This is a genomic window from Aquimarina atlantica (assembly GCF_000626715.1).
Taxonomy (GTDB): Bacteria; Bacteroidota; Bacteroidia; order Flavobacteriales; family Flavobacteriaceae; genus Aquimarina; species Aquimarina atlantica.
Window position 1 is genome coordinate 245,567 of sequence record NZ_AQRA01000003.1, and the last position, 14,527, is coordinate 260,093.

The window sequence follows — 14,527 nt, forward strand, 5'->3', positions numbered from 1 at the left end:
AAAAATACCCTAAATAGAAAAAGCACAATAGTAACTAATACATATTGTGCTGTGGTATAATTTTTTAACTTAAAAACTAGGAGATGCTAAATAGTCCTTTTGGTTTATTTTCTAGTTCATCAAAACGCTTAACGCAGGCTTTGATAATTTCTTTAGCCTCATCGATATTACCCCATCCTCCGACATCAACTTTTTTCTCTTCCAGATCTTTGTATACCTGAAAGAAGTGTTCTATTTCTTTTATTAAATGAGGATTCATTTCTTTTAAATCTGCCAGTCGACTAGCTATAGGATCAGAAACGGGAACACAGATGATTTTTTCATCAGGACCTTTTTCATCTGTCATATGAAAAACACCAATGGGTTTTACTTCTATTACACAACCAGGAAATGTAGGTTCTGTAACCAATACTAAAACATCCAGAGGATCTCCATCTAAAGCTAAAGTTTCAGGGATAAATCCATAATCTGCAGGATACATCATAGAGGAAAAGATCATACGATCATATCTGATTTTTTTGATATCAAAATCGTACTCGTATTTGTTTCTACTTCCTTTTGGTATTTCAATTAGTACGTCAAAGCTTTCTTTAGTAGCTGCGCTCATAATTATATTCTCTTTTTAATGGGCGGCAAATATAGGTATTACAAGGGGTTAGTTAAAATTTATAAAGAAAAATTATTGCTTTTTTAGCTAAATCTTAAAATTGTGATAACCTAAAAGGTTTTTAGATAAAAATATACGGTAACAATACAGAAAAATATAATGATTGTATGGTATGACTAATGTTTTAAAAGCCAGAATATGTAGTAACTTTTTTAGAAATAAAACCCAAAAGATCCGGTAACTCCAAATTTACGGGCATCAGGATTATCAAAATAATTTCCTCTAAAATGAAAATCTATTCTGAAAATCTTAAAAATATTTCCTACACCCAAACTATATTCCCAATAAACCCGATCATTGGGAGCGATTAAAGTTTCGTTTGAAGGAGCACTTAGTAAAATATTATCATTAGATATTTCTCCCCATGCACCTCTGACACCTACCAATTCTCTGAGGTTAAGTTTTCGTAATAATGGAATTCTGGAAAATATCCTACCGTTAAAATTATGCTCTAAATGTAGTGTTGCATAAGTGTCGGTCACAAACTCATAAAAGTTGAGTAATGGAAATGTATTATAAATAGATAAATAGGTTTGATTTCCGGGGATAACACTTAATAGGCCCAAGGGAACATCTCCAAAAGTTTTTCCCATCTCTAAAGTACTGTTCAATCGCCCAAAACCTCCAATATTCCATGGTTGTTGGTATAAAAGTTGAATTTTTTGATATTCAAAATCACTCTCTATAATATCTTTTAAGCCAACACTATAGTTTAAAAATATGGTGGCAAAATCTCCAGAATTTACAGTAATTCTATCTACTCCATATCCTGTAGTTTTTCGACCAGGGAAATACGCAAGAGAAGTTGCTATTTCGGTTTGTTTGATTTCGGTTTGAAGCTCGTTAGTCTCAGGATCTATAAAATCAAGACTAAATAATGATCGATCTGCTGGCTTTAAAGTTCTAAACGACCCTGTAATCCCGACAGTAAAGTTCTTTTTGGGTTCTAATTGCAACGAAAGCGCAGATAAGTTAATAGAAGTAAGCCTGTTGTTGTCTCCTGTAGCTATAATCGAGGATGATGCAAGACTTCTACCTTCAACATCGTTGGTATTGGTTAGACTGGCACCTAATTGCTCTACATCTCTTCGATTTCCGGCAGAAACAATAAGTCTGGATTTTCGGTCAACTAAATATTTACCAGACAAACCGTATTTAAATTTTTGATCTTTAAATCCATAAGCGCCATAACCTTCAATTCGCCATCTGTCGTTTGCTGTAAAATAGGTTCGACCTCCTGCCCGTAATCTCCATCCTTCAATATTATTATACCCTACTGTAGAAAATAGAGGTCCATAATCAAAGCCATTAAATTCAATATATCCTGTTGCTAATATGGTTCCTATGTTATAAAGTCTTTTAAAAGCTTTTACAGTTCTAAGGGTATCTAGTAATTTATAAACTTTTTGCTCATCCTTATTCAGTTTTTCCATTCTGGCATTTTCCCAAAATGAATCCTTTCTATTATAGATATCATGATCATAAGGGTCTACCTGACTTTGATAAAATTTCTTGTCTTTTTTTATGTCAAATTTGTAATTGTCATACAAAGTAGTTCTTTTACCATATACACCACGTGATTTTTCTTTTTTACTAAAAGCGAAGTCAGACTGAAAATAATCTTTGGTGATTAGAAAAATAGAGTCATTTAATACATCAAATTCTTGTTCGATGTATAAATCTTTTACCCAGTTAATATTGGCGCTTTTTGTAACCTCCAGGTTTATTTCTTTAATGGCCCAGGTAGTATCATTAACCCAAAAATCCCCTTTAAAAGTTAGTTCATTTTTTCTTCTTGGATAATAGATAATGTTGTAACACCATTTATTATCTATATATGCGCTATCTGTTAAGACATAATTATATACATTAATCCCTGTTCTGGATAATGGACTGGTAAAGCTTTTGTCAAAGAATTTTAGATAATTTTCATAAACGTCGTAATCAGAGTACAGGTCTTTAACAAATGCGATTAAGGTTTGGTTATCACTAAATCCTGCATTTTTATTTCCGGTAAGTACTTCTTTGTATTCATTAATTTGATTATCTCCATATACTTTAGAAAGTGCTTCATTAAGAAAAATAGGTAAATAGGTTTTTCCGGTTATTCTTGATGTATCCACATCATCAAAAATAAATTCCATACCATTAAAAATCCTACTATTGATCAAAGTACTATCAATAGTGTTAAGATCAAATTCTAATTTTTCATATTTATCATAGGCATACTGCTTAAACTTTTTAACTCCGTTTTCCCGACGGTTTTTCCAGATTTTTCTTAGAATATCAATTGCGGGATTATTTTTTTTAGAAGTTTTTCCTTTATAAATAACAACTTCATCTAATGCAGCAGCTTCCTCTTCGAGGATGATTTCCATCTTATAGGTAACCCGTTTGGTTAGTTTTATGGTCTTAGTTTTAAAACCAATAAACGAAACTTTGACATTAGAATAATTGTTGTCGGATTCCATATAGAACCTACCGTTTTCATCGGTTATTGTTCCTATTGTAGAATTTGCAAATACAATATTAGCAAAAGGAACAGGTTGCTTATTACTATCATAAACCTGGCCGCCAACTTTAGTTTGTGAATAAAGAAATGTACAACTCAGTAAAGTAAAAAGTATTCCTAAAATCAAATGTCTCATCTAATACTATATAAGATTAATACTTGCGATAATTAGTGGATCACCTCAATTTTTGGGCCATTTTTACATTTGACGATGTTCCGAAAACTGATGAAACGCAAAATAAAGGAGTTCATTTTATTTGTACATCACTTTTTTAACAGCTTTAACAACATCTTTACTATTGGGTAGCCATTCTTCTAATAGTTGTGGAGAATATGGAGTTGGTGTATCTGCGGTATTAATTTTTAGAATAGGTGCATCCAGATAGTCAAAAATATTAGATTGTACCTGATATGTAATTTCTGAAGCAATATTAGCTAAAGGCCAGGCTTCTTCAAGAATAATTAATCGATTTGTTTTTTTAACAGAAGTAAATATAGCATCCAGATCTAAAGGGCGAACCGTTCTTAGATCTATAATCTCACAAGAAATATTTTCTTTAGCTAGTTCATCTGCTGCTTTATATGCTTCTTTAATAATTTTTCCAAATGAAACAATAGTAACATCGTTACCTTCTCTCTTTGTTTCTGCTACCCCTAGAGGAATGGTAAACTCACCTTCTGGTACTTCGCCTTTGTCGCCATACATTTGTTCACTTTCCATAAAGATAACAGGATCGTTATCTCTAATGGCAGATTTTAATAATCCTTTTGCATCTTTTGGGTTAGAAGGAACCACTACTTTTAATCCTGGTGTATTGGCAAACCAATTTTCAAAAGCTTGTGAGTGTGTAGCTCCCAATTGACCAGCAGAAGCAGTAGGGCCTCTAAAAACAATAGGAATATTAAATTGACCACCACTCATTTGGCGCATTTTTGCAGCGTTGTTAATGATCTGATCTATTCCTACCAACGAAAAATTAAACGTCATGAATTCGATAATGGGTCTATTGCCATTCATAGCACTACCAACACCAATACCTGCAAAACCTAACTCAGAGATAGGAGTGTCAAGAACCCGATCCGGACCAAACTCGTCCAGCATGCCTTTACTTGCTTTATACGCTCCGTTATATTCTGCAACTTCTTCACCCATTAAATATATGGATTCATCTCGTCGCATTTCTTCACTCATTGCTTCGCAAATCGCTTCTCTGAATTGTATGGTCTTCATGTGCTTGTTTTTATTATTTTTAGTCGACACCATTTATTTTTAGAATCAAAATGATTAGTAAATGTAATCGTAATAATCATTTTAATTATTCTGATTTTATTTAAAAAAAATATTTTGTGCCATAACGAAGGCAAAAGTAGCAATTAAAACCCTTTGATAGGGGGAGAATATTGAAAAAATTTACTATGCATGCATAGTAAATTATACTTTTTATTTGTACCTTCGCCTTTATTATTAAATTCTCAAAAAATACATATATAAAATGAAGATATTAGTTTGTATTAGCCATGTGCCAGACACAACTTCCAAAATTAATTTTACGGATGGAGATACTAAGTTTGATACCAATGGAGTGCAATTTGTAATTAATCCTAATGATGAGTTTGGGTTAACTCGTGCAATGTGGTTTAAAGAAAAGCAAGGAGCATCTGTAGATGTTGCAAATGTTGGCGGTTCAGAGACAGAACCTACTTTGCGTAAAGCTCTGGCGATTGGAGCAGATAATGCAATTAGAGTAAATACCGAAGCTACAGATGGCTTTTATGTTGCTCGACAATTAGCAAAAGTTATACAGGATGGTGGTTATGATCTTGTTATCGCTGGTAGAGAGTCTATTGACTATAATGGAGGTATGGTACCAGGAATGATTTCTGCTCTTACAGGTGCTAATTTTGTAAATACGTGCATCGGTTTAGAAGTCGAAGGAGATACAGCCACAGTAACACGCGAAATTGATGGAGGGAAAGAAACTTCTACAGCTAAACTACCTTTAATCATTGGAGGACAAAAAGGATTGGTAGAAGAAAGTGATTTACGCATTCCTAATATGCGAGGAATTATGATGGCTCGTAAAAAACCACTTACTGTAGTAGAACCCATTGAAGCAAATCAGGAAACAAAAGCTGTTCAGTTTCAAAAACCAGCTCCAAAAGGAGAAGTAACATTGGTAGATCCTGATAATGTGGATCAATTGGTTACATTATTACATACCGAGGCTAAGGTGATTTAATTGAAACTAAATCATTCTGAACTCTTTATAAAAAATTAACAAAACAATCAAACAGTTCCTGAAAACATGTTCGGGAAAAATTAAACAAAATTTTTATGTCAATTTTAGTATATACAGAAAGTGAAGGCCAAAAATTTAAAAAAGCCGCTTTCGAAGTAGCATCTTATGCAAAAGAAGTTGCTACTATGCTTGGTACAACTGTAACCGCTGTAAGTATTAATGGAGGAGATAGTAGCGAATTAGGAGCGTATGGAGTAGATAAAGTTTTAGAGATAAAAAATGATAAACTATCTACATTTAATGCAAAAGCATATGCAGATGCAATAAAACAAGCAGCAGTACAAGAAGATGCAAAAGTTGTTGTGGTAAGTTCTACAGCAGATAGCAAATTTTTAGCACCTTTATTAGCGGTACACCTTAATGCCGGATATGCGTCAAATGTTGTAGGATTACCAGAGAGTACTTCTCCTTTTAAAGTGAAACGTACTGCATTTACCAATAAAGCATTTAATGTTACAGAAATACCAACAGATGTTAAAGTAATTGGTTTGTCTAATAATGCTTTTGGTCTTAAAGAAAATGCTGGATCTGCAGCTTCTGAAGCTTTTGAACCATCACTTTCTGATAATGATTTTGGAGTACAGGTAACTGCTGTAGATAAAGCTACAGATAAAGTTTCTATTGCTGATGCAGAAATTGTAGTATCAGGTGGGCGTGGGCTAAAAGGTCCCGAAAATTGGGGAATGATTGAAGAGCTTGCAGATGTGCTTGGAGCAGCTACCGCATGTTCAAAACCAGTAAGTGATATGGGATGGAGACCTCATAGTGAACACGTAGGACAAACCGGAAAACCAGTTGCGTCTAATCTATATATTGCTGTTGGAGTTTCTGGAGCTATTCAACACTTAGCAGGAATTAATGCCAGTAAAGTAAAAGTGGTAATTAATAATGATCCCGAGGCGCCTTTCTTTAAAGCGGCAGACTACGGAATAGTGGGAGATGCTTTTGAAGTAGTTCCAAAACTTATTGAAAAATTAAAAGAATTTAAGTCGAATAACGCATAATTTTCATAAATTGTGCCCAATTAGGGGCTGTTTGAACCTATGTAGAAGTCCGCATGTTCAAACAGCCTTTTTTTATTGAGAGCAATATGAGTTTAGTTCGACTGAACATAAAAGGAATATCATACAGTCAAACCCAAAATGGTGCTTATGCACTAATTTTAAGTGAGGTGGATGGAGAAAGAAAGTTACCAATTGTTATAGGTGCTTTTGAGGCACAATCTATAGCTATTGCTTTAGAAAAGGAGATTAAACCTCCTAGACCACTTACCCATGATCTTTTTAAGAATTTTGCAGATCGGTTTGATATTATAGTAAAGCAAGTAATTATTCATAAACTGGTAGACGGTGTCTTTTATTCCAGTGTTATTTGCGAACGCGATAAAATTGAAGAAATTATAGATGCCAGAACAAGCGATGCAATTGCATTGGCACTACGATTTCAAGCTCCTATATTTACCTATAAAAATATTTTGGATCAGGCTGGTATATATCTTAAAGTAAATCCTAAAAAGGATGATGAGATGGATCCTGAAAATCTTTTAGTAGATGAATTGGTTTCTGATGACGTAGAAATGGTAGGTAAAGAAACAAGTTATAAAGACTTATCTATTGATGAACTCAATCGAATGCTTGATCAGGCAGTTACTAATGAAGACTATGAATTAGCAGCAAGGATTCGCGATGAAATTTCTAAACGAGGCTAATTTATATGTTAGAGTTAAAGATCTAATCTATTTTAAATGAGTTCAATTTATATGAAGAAAGGAGCACTTACTTTTCTATTATCTCTATTTGTTTTCACTATATTATCAGCACAATCCATAGAAAAAAAATGGATTTTAGAAGAAGTTAACGGAGATGCAGAAGAAACTTTTGCTGTTAAAGAAGGAGATTATCTTTCATTAGAACAAGGCCGGTTTTCATATGCTTTTAATGGTACTTCAGAAACACTACAAGGAGATTATTTACAACAAAATAATATTCTTTTACTTTTTCCTGAGACAGCTCAAGATTCTCTTATACGATATAGAGTTACTACCTTAACAGATTCGACACTGGTTATTTCAAAAAATAATATTTTATATGCTCTTTCTGCCCAGAAAAGAACAGAACAAGTAACTCCTGTAGCAGAAGTTAGTCAACTTATACCTAACCAGGGTTTCTCTTTTAATAGTTTATGGAGAGGGGTTTTAGGAATGATAGTACTTCTGATAATTGCATTTTTATTTAGCAGTAACCGAAAAGCTATTAATTGGAAAACAGTTGGATTAGGTGTTGGATTTCAATTAATAATTGCTATTGGAGTTTTAAAAGTACCGTTTGTTCAAATGGTATTTGAATGGGTTGGAAGCTTATTTGTTAGTGTTTTAGACTTTACTAGAGCAGGAAGTAAATTTCTGTTTGAAGGTTTGGTTGTAGATATGGATACCTTTGGTTTTATATTCGCTTTTCAGGTACTACCAACTATTATATTCTTTTCAGCTTTAACTTCCTTATTATTTTATCTAGGTATTATTCAAAAAGTAGTAAAAGGTTTAGCTTGGTTGTTGACCAAAGCACTCAAGATATCCGGAGCAGAAAGTTTAAGTGTTGCCGGTAACATCTTTTTAGGCCAAACAGAAGCACCTCTATTAATTAAAGCATACTTAGAAAAAATGAATAAGTCTGAAATGCTATTAGTTATGATCGGTGGCATGGCAACTGTTGCTGGAGCTGTACTGGCAGCATATATAGGATTTTTAGGAGGAGATGACCCGGTTTTACGATTACAATTTGCAAAACACCTATTAGCAGCATCAGTAATGGCAGCTCCTGGAGCAATTGTTATTTCTAAAATACTATTTCCGCAAACAGAAAAAATTAATACAGACGTACATGTTTCTTCAGAAAAAATAGGATCTAATATTTTAGATGCTATAGCAAACGGAACAACTGAAGGCTTAAGACTAGCTGTAAATGTTGGTGCTATGTTATTAGTGTTTGTAGCCTTTATTGCTATGCTGAACGGTGTATTGAGTTGGATTGGAGATATTACTTCTGTAAACACTTGGATAGCATCAAACACAGCTTACCAAAACTTATCTCTTGAGCTTATTTTAGGTTATCTTTTTGCGCCATTAATGTGGATGATTGGAGTCGCCAAAGAAGACATAGCTTTAATGGGGCAACTTCTAGGGATTAAATTAGCGGCAAGTGAATTTGTAGGGTATATACAATTAGCAGATTTAAAAAATCCAGCCAATGCACTGCATTTTACTTATAATAAATCTGTGATTATGGCTACATATATGCTATGTGGTTTTGCAAACTTTGCTTCAATCGGAATACAAATAGGAGGTATTGGTTCGTTGGCACCTGGTCAACGAAAAACATTGTCCGAATTTGGTATGAAAGCACTAATCGGCGGTACTATAGCATCCCTGCTATCTGCCACAATTGCCGGGATGATAATCGGATAATTATTAAAATATTAAAGGGCTGTTAAAAACTATTGTACAACTATCCTTTAATCAATAAATTAAAGAGTACCTCGTATGCTATTTTTTGTATATTTGAAGAGCACTTTTAACTTTAAAGATTAATATAAACTGTAAGAGAGAATATGAAGCAATATCTTGATCTTGTGCGTCATGTAATTGAGAATGGGAATGCAAAAGAAGATCGAACTGGCACAGGTACGAAAAGCGTTTTTGGCTACCAAATGCGTTTTGACCTTAGTGAAGGATTTCCTATGGTCACAACCAAAAAACTACATCTAAAATCTATAGTCCACGAATTATTATGGTTTTTGAAGGGAGATACCAACATAGGTTATCTTCAGGAGAATGGCGTTCGTATCTGGAACGAATGGGCTGATGATAATGGTGATTTAGGTCCTGTATATGGTCATCAATGGCGTAATTGGGATAATAACGAGATCGATCAGATCAAAGAGATAGTAGAGACGCTTAAAAGTAACCCCGATAGTAGACGTATGTTGGTATCTGCCTGGAACCCAAGTGTTCTGCCGGATACATCAAAGTCTTTTTCAGAAAATGTAGCTAACGGTAAGGCAGCATTACCTCCCTGTCATGCTTTTTTTCAATTTTATGTTGCTAATGGTAAGCTGTCGTGTCAACTGTATCAACGTAGTGCAGATATTTTTTTAGGAGTGCCATTTAATATAGCTTCTTATGCCTTATTTACTATGATGATGGCACAAGTTTGTGGCTATGAAGCAGGTGAGTTTATACATACTTTTGGTGATGCTCATATCTATAACAATCATAAAGAACAACTAGAGCTTCAGCTATCTAGAACACCTCGAAAATTACCTAAAATGATACTTAATCCAGAGGTGAAAGATATTTTTGGCTTCGTTTTTGATGATTTCAAGTTAGTAGACTATGATCCGCACTCTCATATAAAGGGAAGGGTTGCAGTTTAAGCCCAAATTTTAAATGAACTACGATGAAAAGAACATTACTTATTTTAACACTTTTGCTTTCGGGAATTTCCTTTTCCCAGGATGCAATAATTTTATCGCAGGAAAATGCGAATGAAAAAGGAATCACACCACTGTGGCCAAAATGTGATAGATCAAGACAAACCCCTACACAATGTTTTGATCAAAAATTGAGAAATCACATTATTCAAAATTTTGAGTACCCAGAGATCGCTATGAACGAAGGATTAAGCGGTACAGTAACAGTAGAGTTTATTATAAATAAAAAAGGAAAAGTAGAAGTGCTCGAAGTTACGGGAGCACATAGATATTTACAAAGAGAAGCTATTAGAATAATTAGAGCTATCCCTAAGATGAAACCCGGTAAATGGGGAGAAAAACCAATAGCTGTCGCTTATACTGTCCCGATTACGTTTAGAAAACCACAATAACATAGAGGTTAACATTTTAATTTTAACATTGGATTAACCTTGTTATAGGATAAAAAATAATAAAATTCAGTAAATTTGAGTGTATACGTAAGTCGTATACACTCTTTTTTATGATCATTACAGATAATTTAATAACTTCCTTTTTAAGAACCCGATCAGATACCGAAGAAATTTGTGCACCTCTCCAGATAGAAGATTATGTAATTCAGCCTATTGTAGATGTTTCTCCTCCAAAATGGCATTTAGGACATACTACCTGGTTTTTTGAAGAATTCATTCTGTCAAAATATGTACCAGGTTTTGAACGATTTCACCCAGAGTACGCCTATGTTTTTAATAGTTATTATGAAAGCGTAGGAAAACGAGTAATACGTACCGATAGAGGAAATCTCTCTAGGCCAACAGTAAGTGAGGTGTATGAATACAGAGACTATATTACTTCGCACTTACAAACTTTTTTAGAAGAAAATGATGATCCAAAAATCAGAGAGTTGGTAGAGATTGGTATTCATCATGAAAAACAACATCAGGAATTATTGATTACTGACATAAAATTTATACTAGGAAATAATCCGTTGTTTCCTAAGTATAACGATACGTTTTCTGAAAACCCCGGTTTTGATGATGATCAAATCTCTGGATACAGTACAGTAGAAGAAGGTGTATATGAGATTGGATATGAAGGGAATAAGTTTTGTTATGATAATGAACTTGGTAGGCATAAAGTATTTCTACGAGAGTATACCATTGCAAATGCACTTGTAACCAATAAAGAATATCTTGAGTTTATCGAAGATAAAGGGTATGAAAACAGCCTGTTGTGGCATGCAGAAGCTTGGGATTGGATTCATACAGACAATATCAAAGCTCCATTATATTGGCATAAAATAGATGAACAATACCATCAGTATACTTTACAGGGATTAAAAACAATCGATTATACAGCTCCGGTTACTCATATTTCATTCTATGAAGCATTTGCTTTTGCTCAATGGAAAGGAGAGCGATTACCAACCGAGTTTGAATGGGAAACGGCTCAGTCTCTTTTTAAATGGGGAATACGATGGGAATGGACAGAAAGTGCATACTCGCCTTATCCAAACTACAAAAAAGCTCCCGGAGCACTAGGGGAGTACAACGGGAAATTTATGGTAAATCAAAAGGTGCTACGAGGAGGGTCTGTAGCTACACCACGAGACCATACAAGACCAACATATCGCAATTTTTTTCACCCACACCTTAGATGGCAATTTACAGGATTGCGATTAGTGAAGGATAAATAACTCTATTTTTTTACATGAATTCTAAAGATCAAAAAGTACTGGTTTCTACTTTCGAGAAAGAAGTATGCGAAGGTTTAACTGCGTTTCCAAAATACCTGTCATCCAAATTTTTTTATGACGAAATAGGAGACGAACTCTTTCAGCAGATAATGGCATTGCCAGAATATTATCTTACCCGAGCAGAGTATGAAATTTTTGTAACTCATAAATCCGATATTATTCAAAAATTCGATACCGATAGAGAAGGTTTTGACTTGATCGAATTGGGAGCAGGAGATGGAAAAAAAACAAAGGTACTATTACAAGAATTACTAAATCAAAACTATGATTTTACGTATAGCCCGATTGATATTAGTGAAAATGCTATCGATGGATTGGTGAAAAACTTAAACCAGGAAATGCCAGAAGTTACGGTTCAAGGGCAAATAGGTGAGTATTTTGAAGTGTTAGATCGATTAAAGCATATAAGCGATCGTAGAAAAGTAATTATGGTTCTAGGATCTAATATTGGTAACCTATTACATGCCAGGGCTATTCAGTTTTTGAAAAAACTATATAATGCAATGCATACTGGTGATTTGCTTTTTATAGGATTTGACCAAAAAAAACATCCTCAGAAAGTTTTAGACGCGTATAACGACAAATCTGGAGTAACAGCAGCTTTTAATAAAAATGTTTTAGCAAGAATTAATAAAGAACTTAATGGAAATTTTGATCTGGATAAATTTATGCATTGGGAGACGTATGATCCCGAAAATGGAACGGCTAAAAGTTATTTGGTGAGCAAAGAAAAACAAACTGTCGATATTGATAGTTTGTCGTTGCAGGTTCATTTTGAAGCGTGGGAAAGTATTCATACCGAGATTTCTCAAAAATACGATGATGATATTGTAAAGTGGCTGGCAAAAGAATCTGGTTTGAAAATTGTGAAATCTTTTTCAGATCAGGATAACGATTATAAAGATTATCTAATTACAAAAGAAGAATAAAAAAATATAAAACTCCCAGAATATGAAAGCTATTTGGAACGGACAGGTATTAGCAGAGAGTAATGATACTAAAGTGATAGAGAATAACCATTATTTTCCTCCTGAAACAATAAATAAAGAATTTTTTAAATCAAGTGATACACATACCAATTGCCCTTGGAAAGGAGTAGCTTCGTATTATACAATCGAGGTAGATGGAAAAGAAAATAAAGATGCGGCATGGTATTACCCCAATACTAGTGATCTGGCAAAGCAAATCAAAGGCTATGTTGCTTTTTGGAAAGGTGTCGAAGTTGTGGATTAACACTTTTCAACACCTTGGTATAAATACGTAGAATTAAATTGATTATACTACCAGTAAACTATTGTCTGCGGCAGCAAAATCGTTCCACTGATATCCGTCAGCTTCAATTTCATTTGTCCATTCACCATCTACAACATATTTAAATTCAAATTTGTTGTCTTTAGGAAGATCAATGGTTCCTTTAAAAGTTCCGTTTTTTAACTTTTTCAAAATGGTAGCTTCTGTATTCCATTCATTAAATTCTCCGGCTACGCTTACATTATTTGCTTCTTTCGCAGGAACGATAAAAGTAACTTTACAGATAGGTTTAGATTTTAAGTATTGCTTAGTAATCGCCATAATTTATGTGATATTAAATATTGGTTAATAAATTAAAAACTAAGTTACTATAAAACGATAAAAGGGAAAAGAAGGAAGTGTCGGATTATCAGTAATTTAATCAACACTTAACAATAAGATATTAACGATAACGATATAGTACATCACTTAATTTTTTTATATCCTCTTTGGTGTTGTAAAAATGGAGACTAATTCGAATCCCTGGCCCTCGAAGAGAAGTAATTATATGATGTTTTTTTAAATGTAAATGCAATTCTTGATCTCCTTTTATATTAAAAATTGTACTATGTCTTTGGCGTTTTAATACACTTTCTTCTAATAGGTTTAGTTTGGTAAATTCTGATTTTGCATAATCACTTAGTGTGTTCATATGTTCTTCAATAATCGAAATGCCTATTTTGTTTAGAAAATTCAAAGAATATTGCAAGCTTCCAAAATTAAAGGTGTCCAGATGACCACATTCAAATCTTGCTTGCAAACTTGTATACGATGGATCATAATTGGTTTTAGCAGCAGCATCGATATATAAAGAAGGTGTAATCTGATCTAATACATTATGATTAAACAACATAAAACCATTCCCATATCCGCCCAATAACCATTTATAACCACTACATCCCAAAATATCAATCCCCGAAGCATTAAAATCGAAGGCCCTGGTGCCACAAAACTGTGTGGCATCAGCAATAAAAAGTACATTAGGATATTTAGCTTTTAATTGAGTAAGGAAATCAAGATCTATTGCAATGCCATTAATGTATTGTACCAGGCTAAATGCAAAAATATCAGGCTGGTGTTTCTGTATGGCATCTTCAATGTTTTGTTCTACTGTAGCATCTATCGTTGCATAACACACATTAAATCCTTTACTGGTGACAGCAAAGTTAATAGAAGGATAATCTTCATCCAGCAATAAGACTTTTTTATTTTTATCTACCCCACTCAATATCGTATTGAAACCCAGAGAAAAATTAGGAGTTAATACTACATTGGTATCAGAACTTCCAAAAAAAGCTGCAATAGTTTTGCGTACATTATTAAAAAAAATCTGTTGAGAATCTCTAAACAGGCTTCCGCCAATAAGAAAATCTAAATCATGTTCTTGTCTAAATTCTAAAAGCGAATCATAAAGCAGTCCAGAAGATGCTGTATTGAGATAAGTATTGTTAGATAAAACAGGAAACTCTTTTCTTAAATTCTTCATAAGTAATTTTAGTGCTTTTTGGTAAAAACTATATCTTTACTTGCCGGTA

General features: G+C 33.7%; 14 protein-coding genes. 9 read left to right on the forward strand and 5 right to left on the reverse strand.

Annotated features, from left to right (window positions below; translation table 11 throughout):
* Positions 1-76: 76 nt before the first annotated feature.
* The 3 genes from ATO12_RS07710 to ATO12_RS07720 form a co-directional block, all read right to left on the reverse strand.
* The gene (locus ATO12_RS07710; RefSeq protein ID WP_025665173.1) at positions 77-607 is read right to left on the reverse strand and encodes an inorganic diphosphatase; all 531 of its coding nucleotides are present in this window, start codon (positions 605-607) and stop codon (positions 77-79) included.
* 212 nt (positions 608-819) lie between these two features.
* Positions 820-3,315, reverse strand: coding sequence for a DUF5686 and carboxypeptidase-like regulatory domain-containing protein (locus ATO12_RS07715; RefSeq protein ID WP_034240945.1), 2,496 nt, complete (start codon positions 3,313-3,315; stop codon positions 820-822).
* 117 nt (positions 3,316-3,432) lie between these two features.
* Complete coding sequence (locus tag ATO12_RS07720) at positions 3,433-4,443, reverse strand: pyruvate dehydrogenase complex E1 component subunit beta (RefSeq protein ID WP_262482572.1); 1,011 nt, start codon at positions 4,441-4,443, stop codon at positions 3,433-3,435.
* 229 nt (positions 4,444-4,672) lie between these two features.
* Here ATO12_RS07720 and ATO12_RS07725 point away from each other — a divergent pair, with 229 nt between their 5' ends.
* The 9 genes from ATO12_RS07725 to ATO12_RS07765 all read left to right on the forward strand — a co-directional run bounded on the left by ATO12_RS07725 (position 4,673) and on the right by ATO12_RS07765 (position 12,935).
* The gene (locus ATO12_RS07725; protein WP_034240946.1) at positions 4,673-5,419 is read left to right on the forward strand and encodes an electron transfer flavoprotein subunit beta/FixA family protein; all 747 of its coding nucleotides are present in this window, start codon (positions 4,673-4,675) and stop codon (positions 5,417-5,419) included.
* A 95-nt stretch (positions 5,420-5,514) separates the two neighbouring features.
* Positions 5,515-6,483: an electron transfer flavoprotein subunit alpha/FixB family protein gene (locus ATO12_RS07730; RefSeq protein WP_034240948.1), complete on the forward strand. Its 969-nt coding sequence runs from the start codon at positions 5,515-5,517 to the stop codon at positions 6,481-6,483.
* Positions 6,484-6,569: 86 nt separating this feature from the next.
* Entirely contained in the window at positions 6,570-7,187 is a 618-nt protein-coding gene (locus tag ATO12_RS07735) for a bifunctional nuclease family protein (protein ID WP_034241345.1), read from the forward strand.
* A 36-nt stretch (positions 7,188-7,223) separates the two neighbouring features.
* Positions 7,224-8,942, forward strand: coding sequence for a NupC/NupG family nucleoside CNT transporter (locus tag ATO12_RS07740; RefSeq protein ID WP_240486109.1), 1,719 nt, complete (start codon positions 7,224-7,226; stop codon positions 8,940-8,942).
* A 143-nt stretch (positions 8,943-9,085) separates the two neighbouring features.
* A complete protein-coding gene (locus tag ATO12_RS07745) occupies positions 9,086-9,910 on the forward strand; it encodes a thymidylate synthase (RefSeq protein ID WP_034240954.1) in 825 nt (274 codons plus the stop codon).
* A 23-nt stretch (positions 9,911-9,933) separates the two neighbouring features.
* Positions 9,934-10,359 (forward strand): energy transducer TonB, encoded by a 426-nt coding sequence (locus ATO12_RS07750; protein ID WP_034240957.1) that lies wholly within the window; start codon positions 9,934-9,936, stop codon positions 10,357-10,359.
* A gap of 110 nt (positions 10,360-10,469) precedes the next feature.
* Complete coding sequence (gene egtB, locus ATO12_RS07755) at positions 10,470-11,642, forward strand: ergothioneine biosynthesis protein EgtB (RefSeq protein ID WP_034240960.1); 1,173 nt, start codon at positions 10,470-10,472, stop codon at positions 11,640-11,642.
* 14 nt (positions 11,643-11,656) lie between these two features.
* Positions 11,657-12,631 (forward strand): L-histidine N(alpha)-methyltransferase, encoded by a 975-nt coding sequence (egtD, locus tag ATO12_RS07760; protein ID WP_034240962.1) that lies wholly within the window; start codon positions 11,657-11,659, stop codon positions 12,629-12,631.
* Between the two features lie 22 nt (positions 12,632-12,653).
* Positions 12,654-12,935, forward strand: a complete 282-nt coding sequence (locus tag ATO12_RS07765; protein WP_034240964.1) for a DUF427 domain-containing protein — start codon at positions 12,654-12,656, stop codon at positions 12,933-12,935.
* A 42-nt stretch (positions 12,936-12,977) separates the two neighbouring features.
* Here the strand turns inward: ATO12_RS07765 and ATO12_RS07770 are convergent, their stop codons facing one another.
* A complete protein-coding gene (locus ATO12_RS07770) occupies positions 12,978-13,274 on the reverse strand; it encodes an isoamylase early set domain-containing protein (protein ID WP_034240967.1) in 297 nt (98 codons plus the stop codon).
* Positions 13,275-13,395: 121 nt separating this feature from the next.
* Entirely contained in the window at positions 13,396-14,478 is a 1,083-nt protein-coding gene (locus ATO12_RS07775) for an aminotransferase class V-fold PLP-dependent enzyme (RefSeq protein ID WP_034240970.1), read from the reverse strand.
* Between the last annotated feature and the right edge of the window lie 49 nt (positions 14,479-14,527).

Coding starts and splice junctions, on each gene's coding strand:
- ATO12_RS07775 (WP_034240970.1), bottom strand. CDS start 14,478: ATGAAGAATTTAAGAAAAGAGTTTCCTGTTTTATCTAACAATACTTAT.
- ATO12_RS07720 (WP_262482572.1), bottom strand. CDS start 4,443: ATGGTGTCGACTAAAAATAATAAAAACAAGCACATGAAGACCATACAA.
- ATO12_RS07730 (WP_034240948.1), top strand. CDS start 5,515: ATGTCAATTTTAGTATATACAGAAAGTGAAGGCCAAAAATTTAAAAAA.
- ATO12_RS07745 (WP_034240954.1), top strand. CDS start 9,086: ATGAAGCAATATCTTGATCTTGTGCGTCATGTAATTGAGAATGGGAAT.
- ATO12_RS07740 (WP_240486109.1), top strand. CDS start 7,224: ATGAGTTCAATTTATATGAAGAAAGGAGCACTTACTTTTCTATTATCT.
- ATO12_RS07750 (WP_034240957.1), top strand. CDS start 9,934: ATGAAAAGAACATTACTTATTTTAACACTTTTGCTTTCGGGAATTTCC.
- ATO12_RS07770 (WP_034240967.1), bottom strand. CDS start 13,274: ATGGCGATTACTAAGCAATACTTAAAATCTAAACCTATCTGTAAAGTT.
- egtD (WP_034240962.1), top strand. CDS start 11,657: ATGAATTCTAAAGATCAAAAAGTACTGGTTTCTACTTTCGAGAAAGAA.
- ATO12_RS07715 (WP_034240945.1), bottom strand. CDS start 3,315: ATGAGACATTTGATTTTAGGAATACTTTTTACTTTACTGAGTTGTACA.
- ATO12_RS07710 (WP_025665173.1), bottom strand. CDS start 607: ATGAGCGCAGCTACTAAAGAAAGCTTTGACGTACTAATTGAAATACCA.
- egtB (WP_034240960.1), top strand. CDS start 10,470: ATGATCATTACAGATAATTTAATAACTTCCTTTTTAAGAACCCGATCA.
- ATO12_RS07735 (WP_034241345.1), top strand. CDS start 6,570: ATGAGTTTAGTTCGACTGAACATAAAAGGAATATCATACAGTCAAACC.
- ATO12_RS07725 (WP_034240946.1), top strand. CDS start 4,673: ATGAAGATATTAGTTTGTATTAGCCATGTGCCAGACACAACTTCCAAA.
- ATO12_RS07765 (WP_034240964.1), top strand. CDS start 12,654: ATGAAAGCTATTTGGAACGGACAGGTATTAGCAGAGAGTAATGATACT.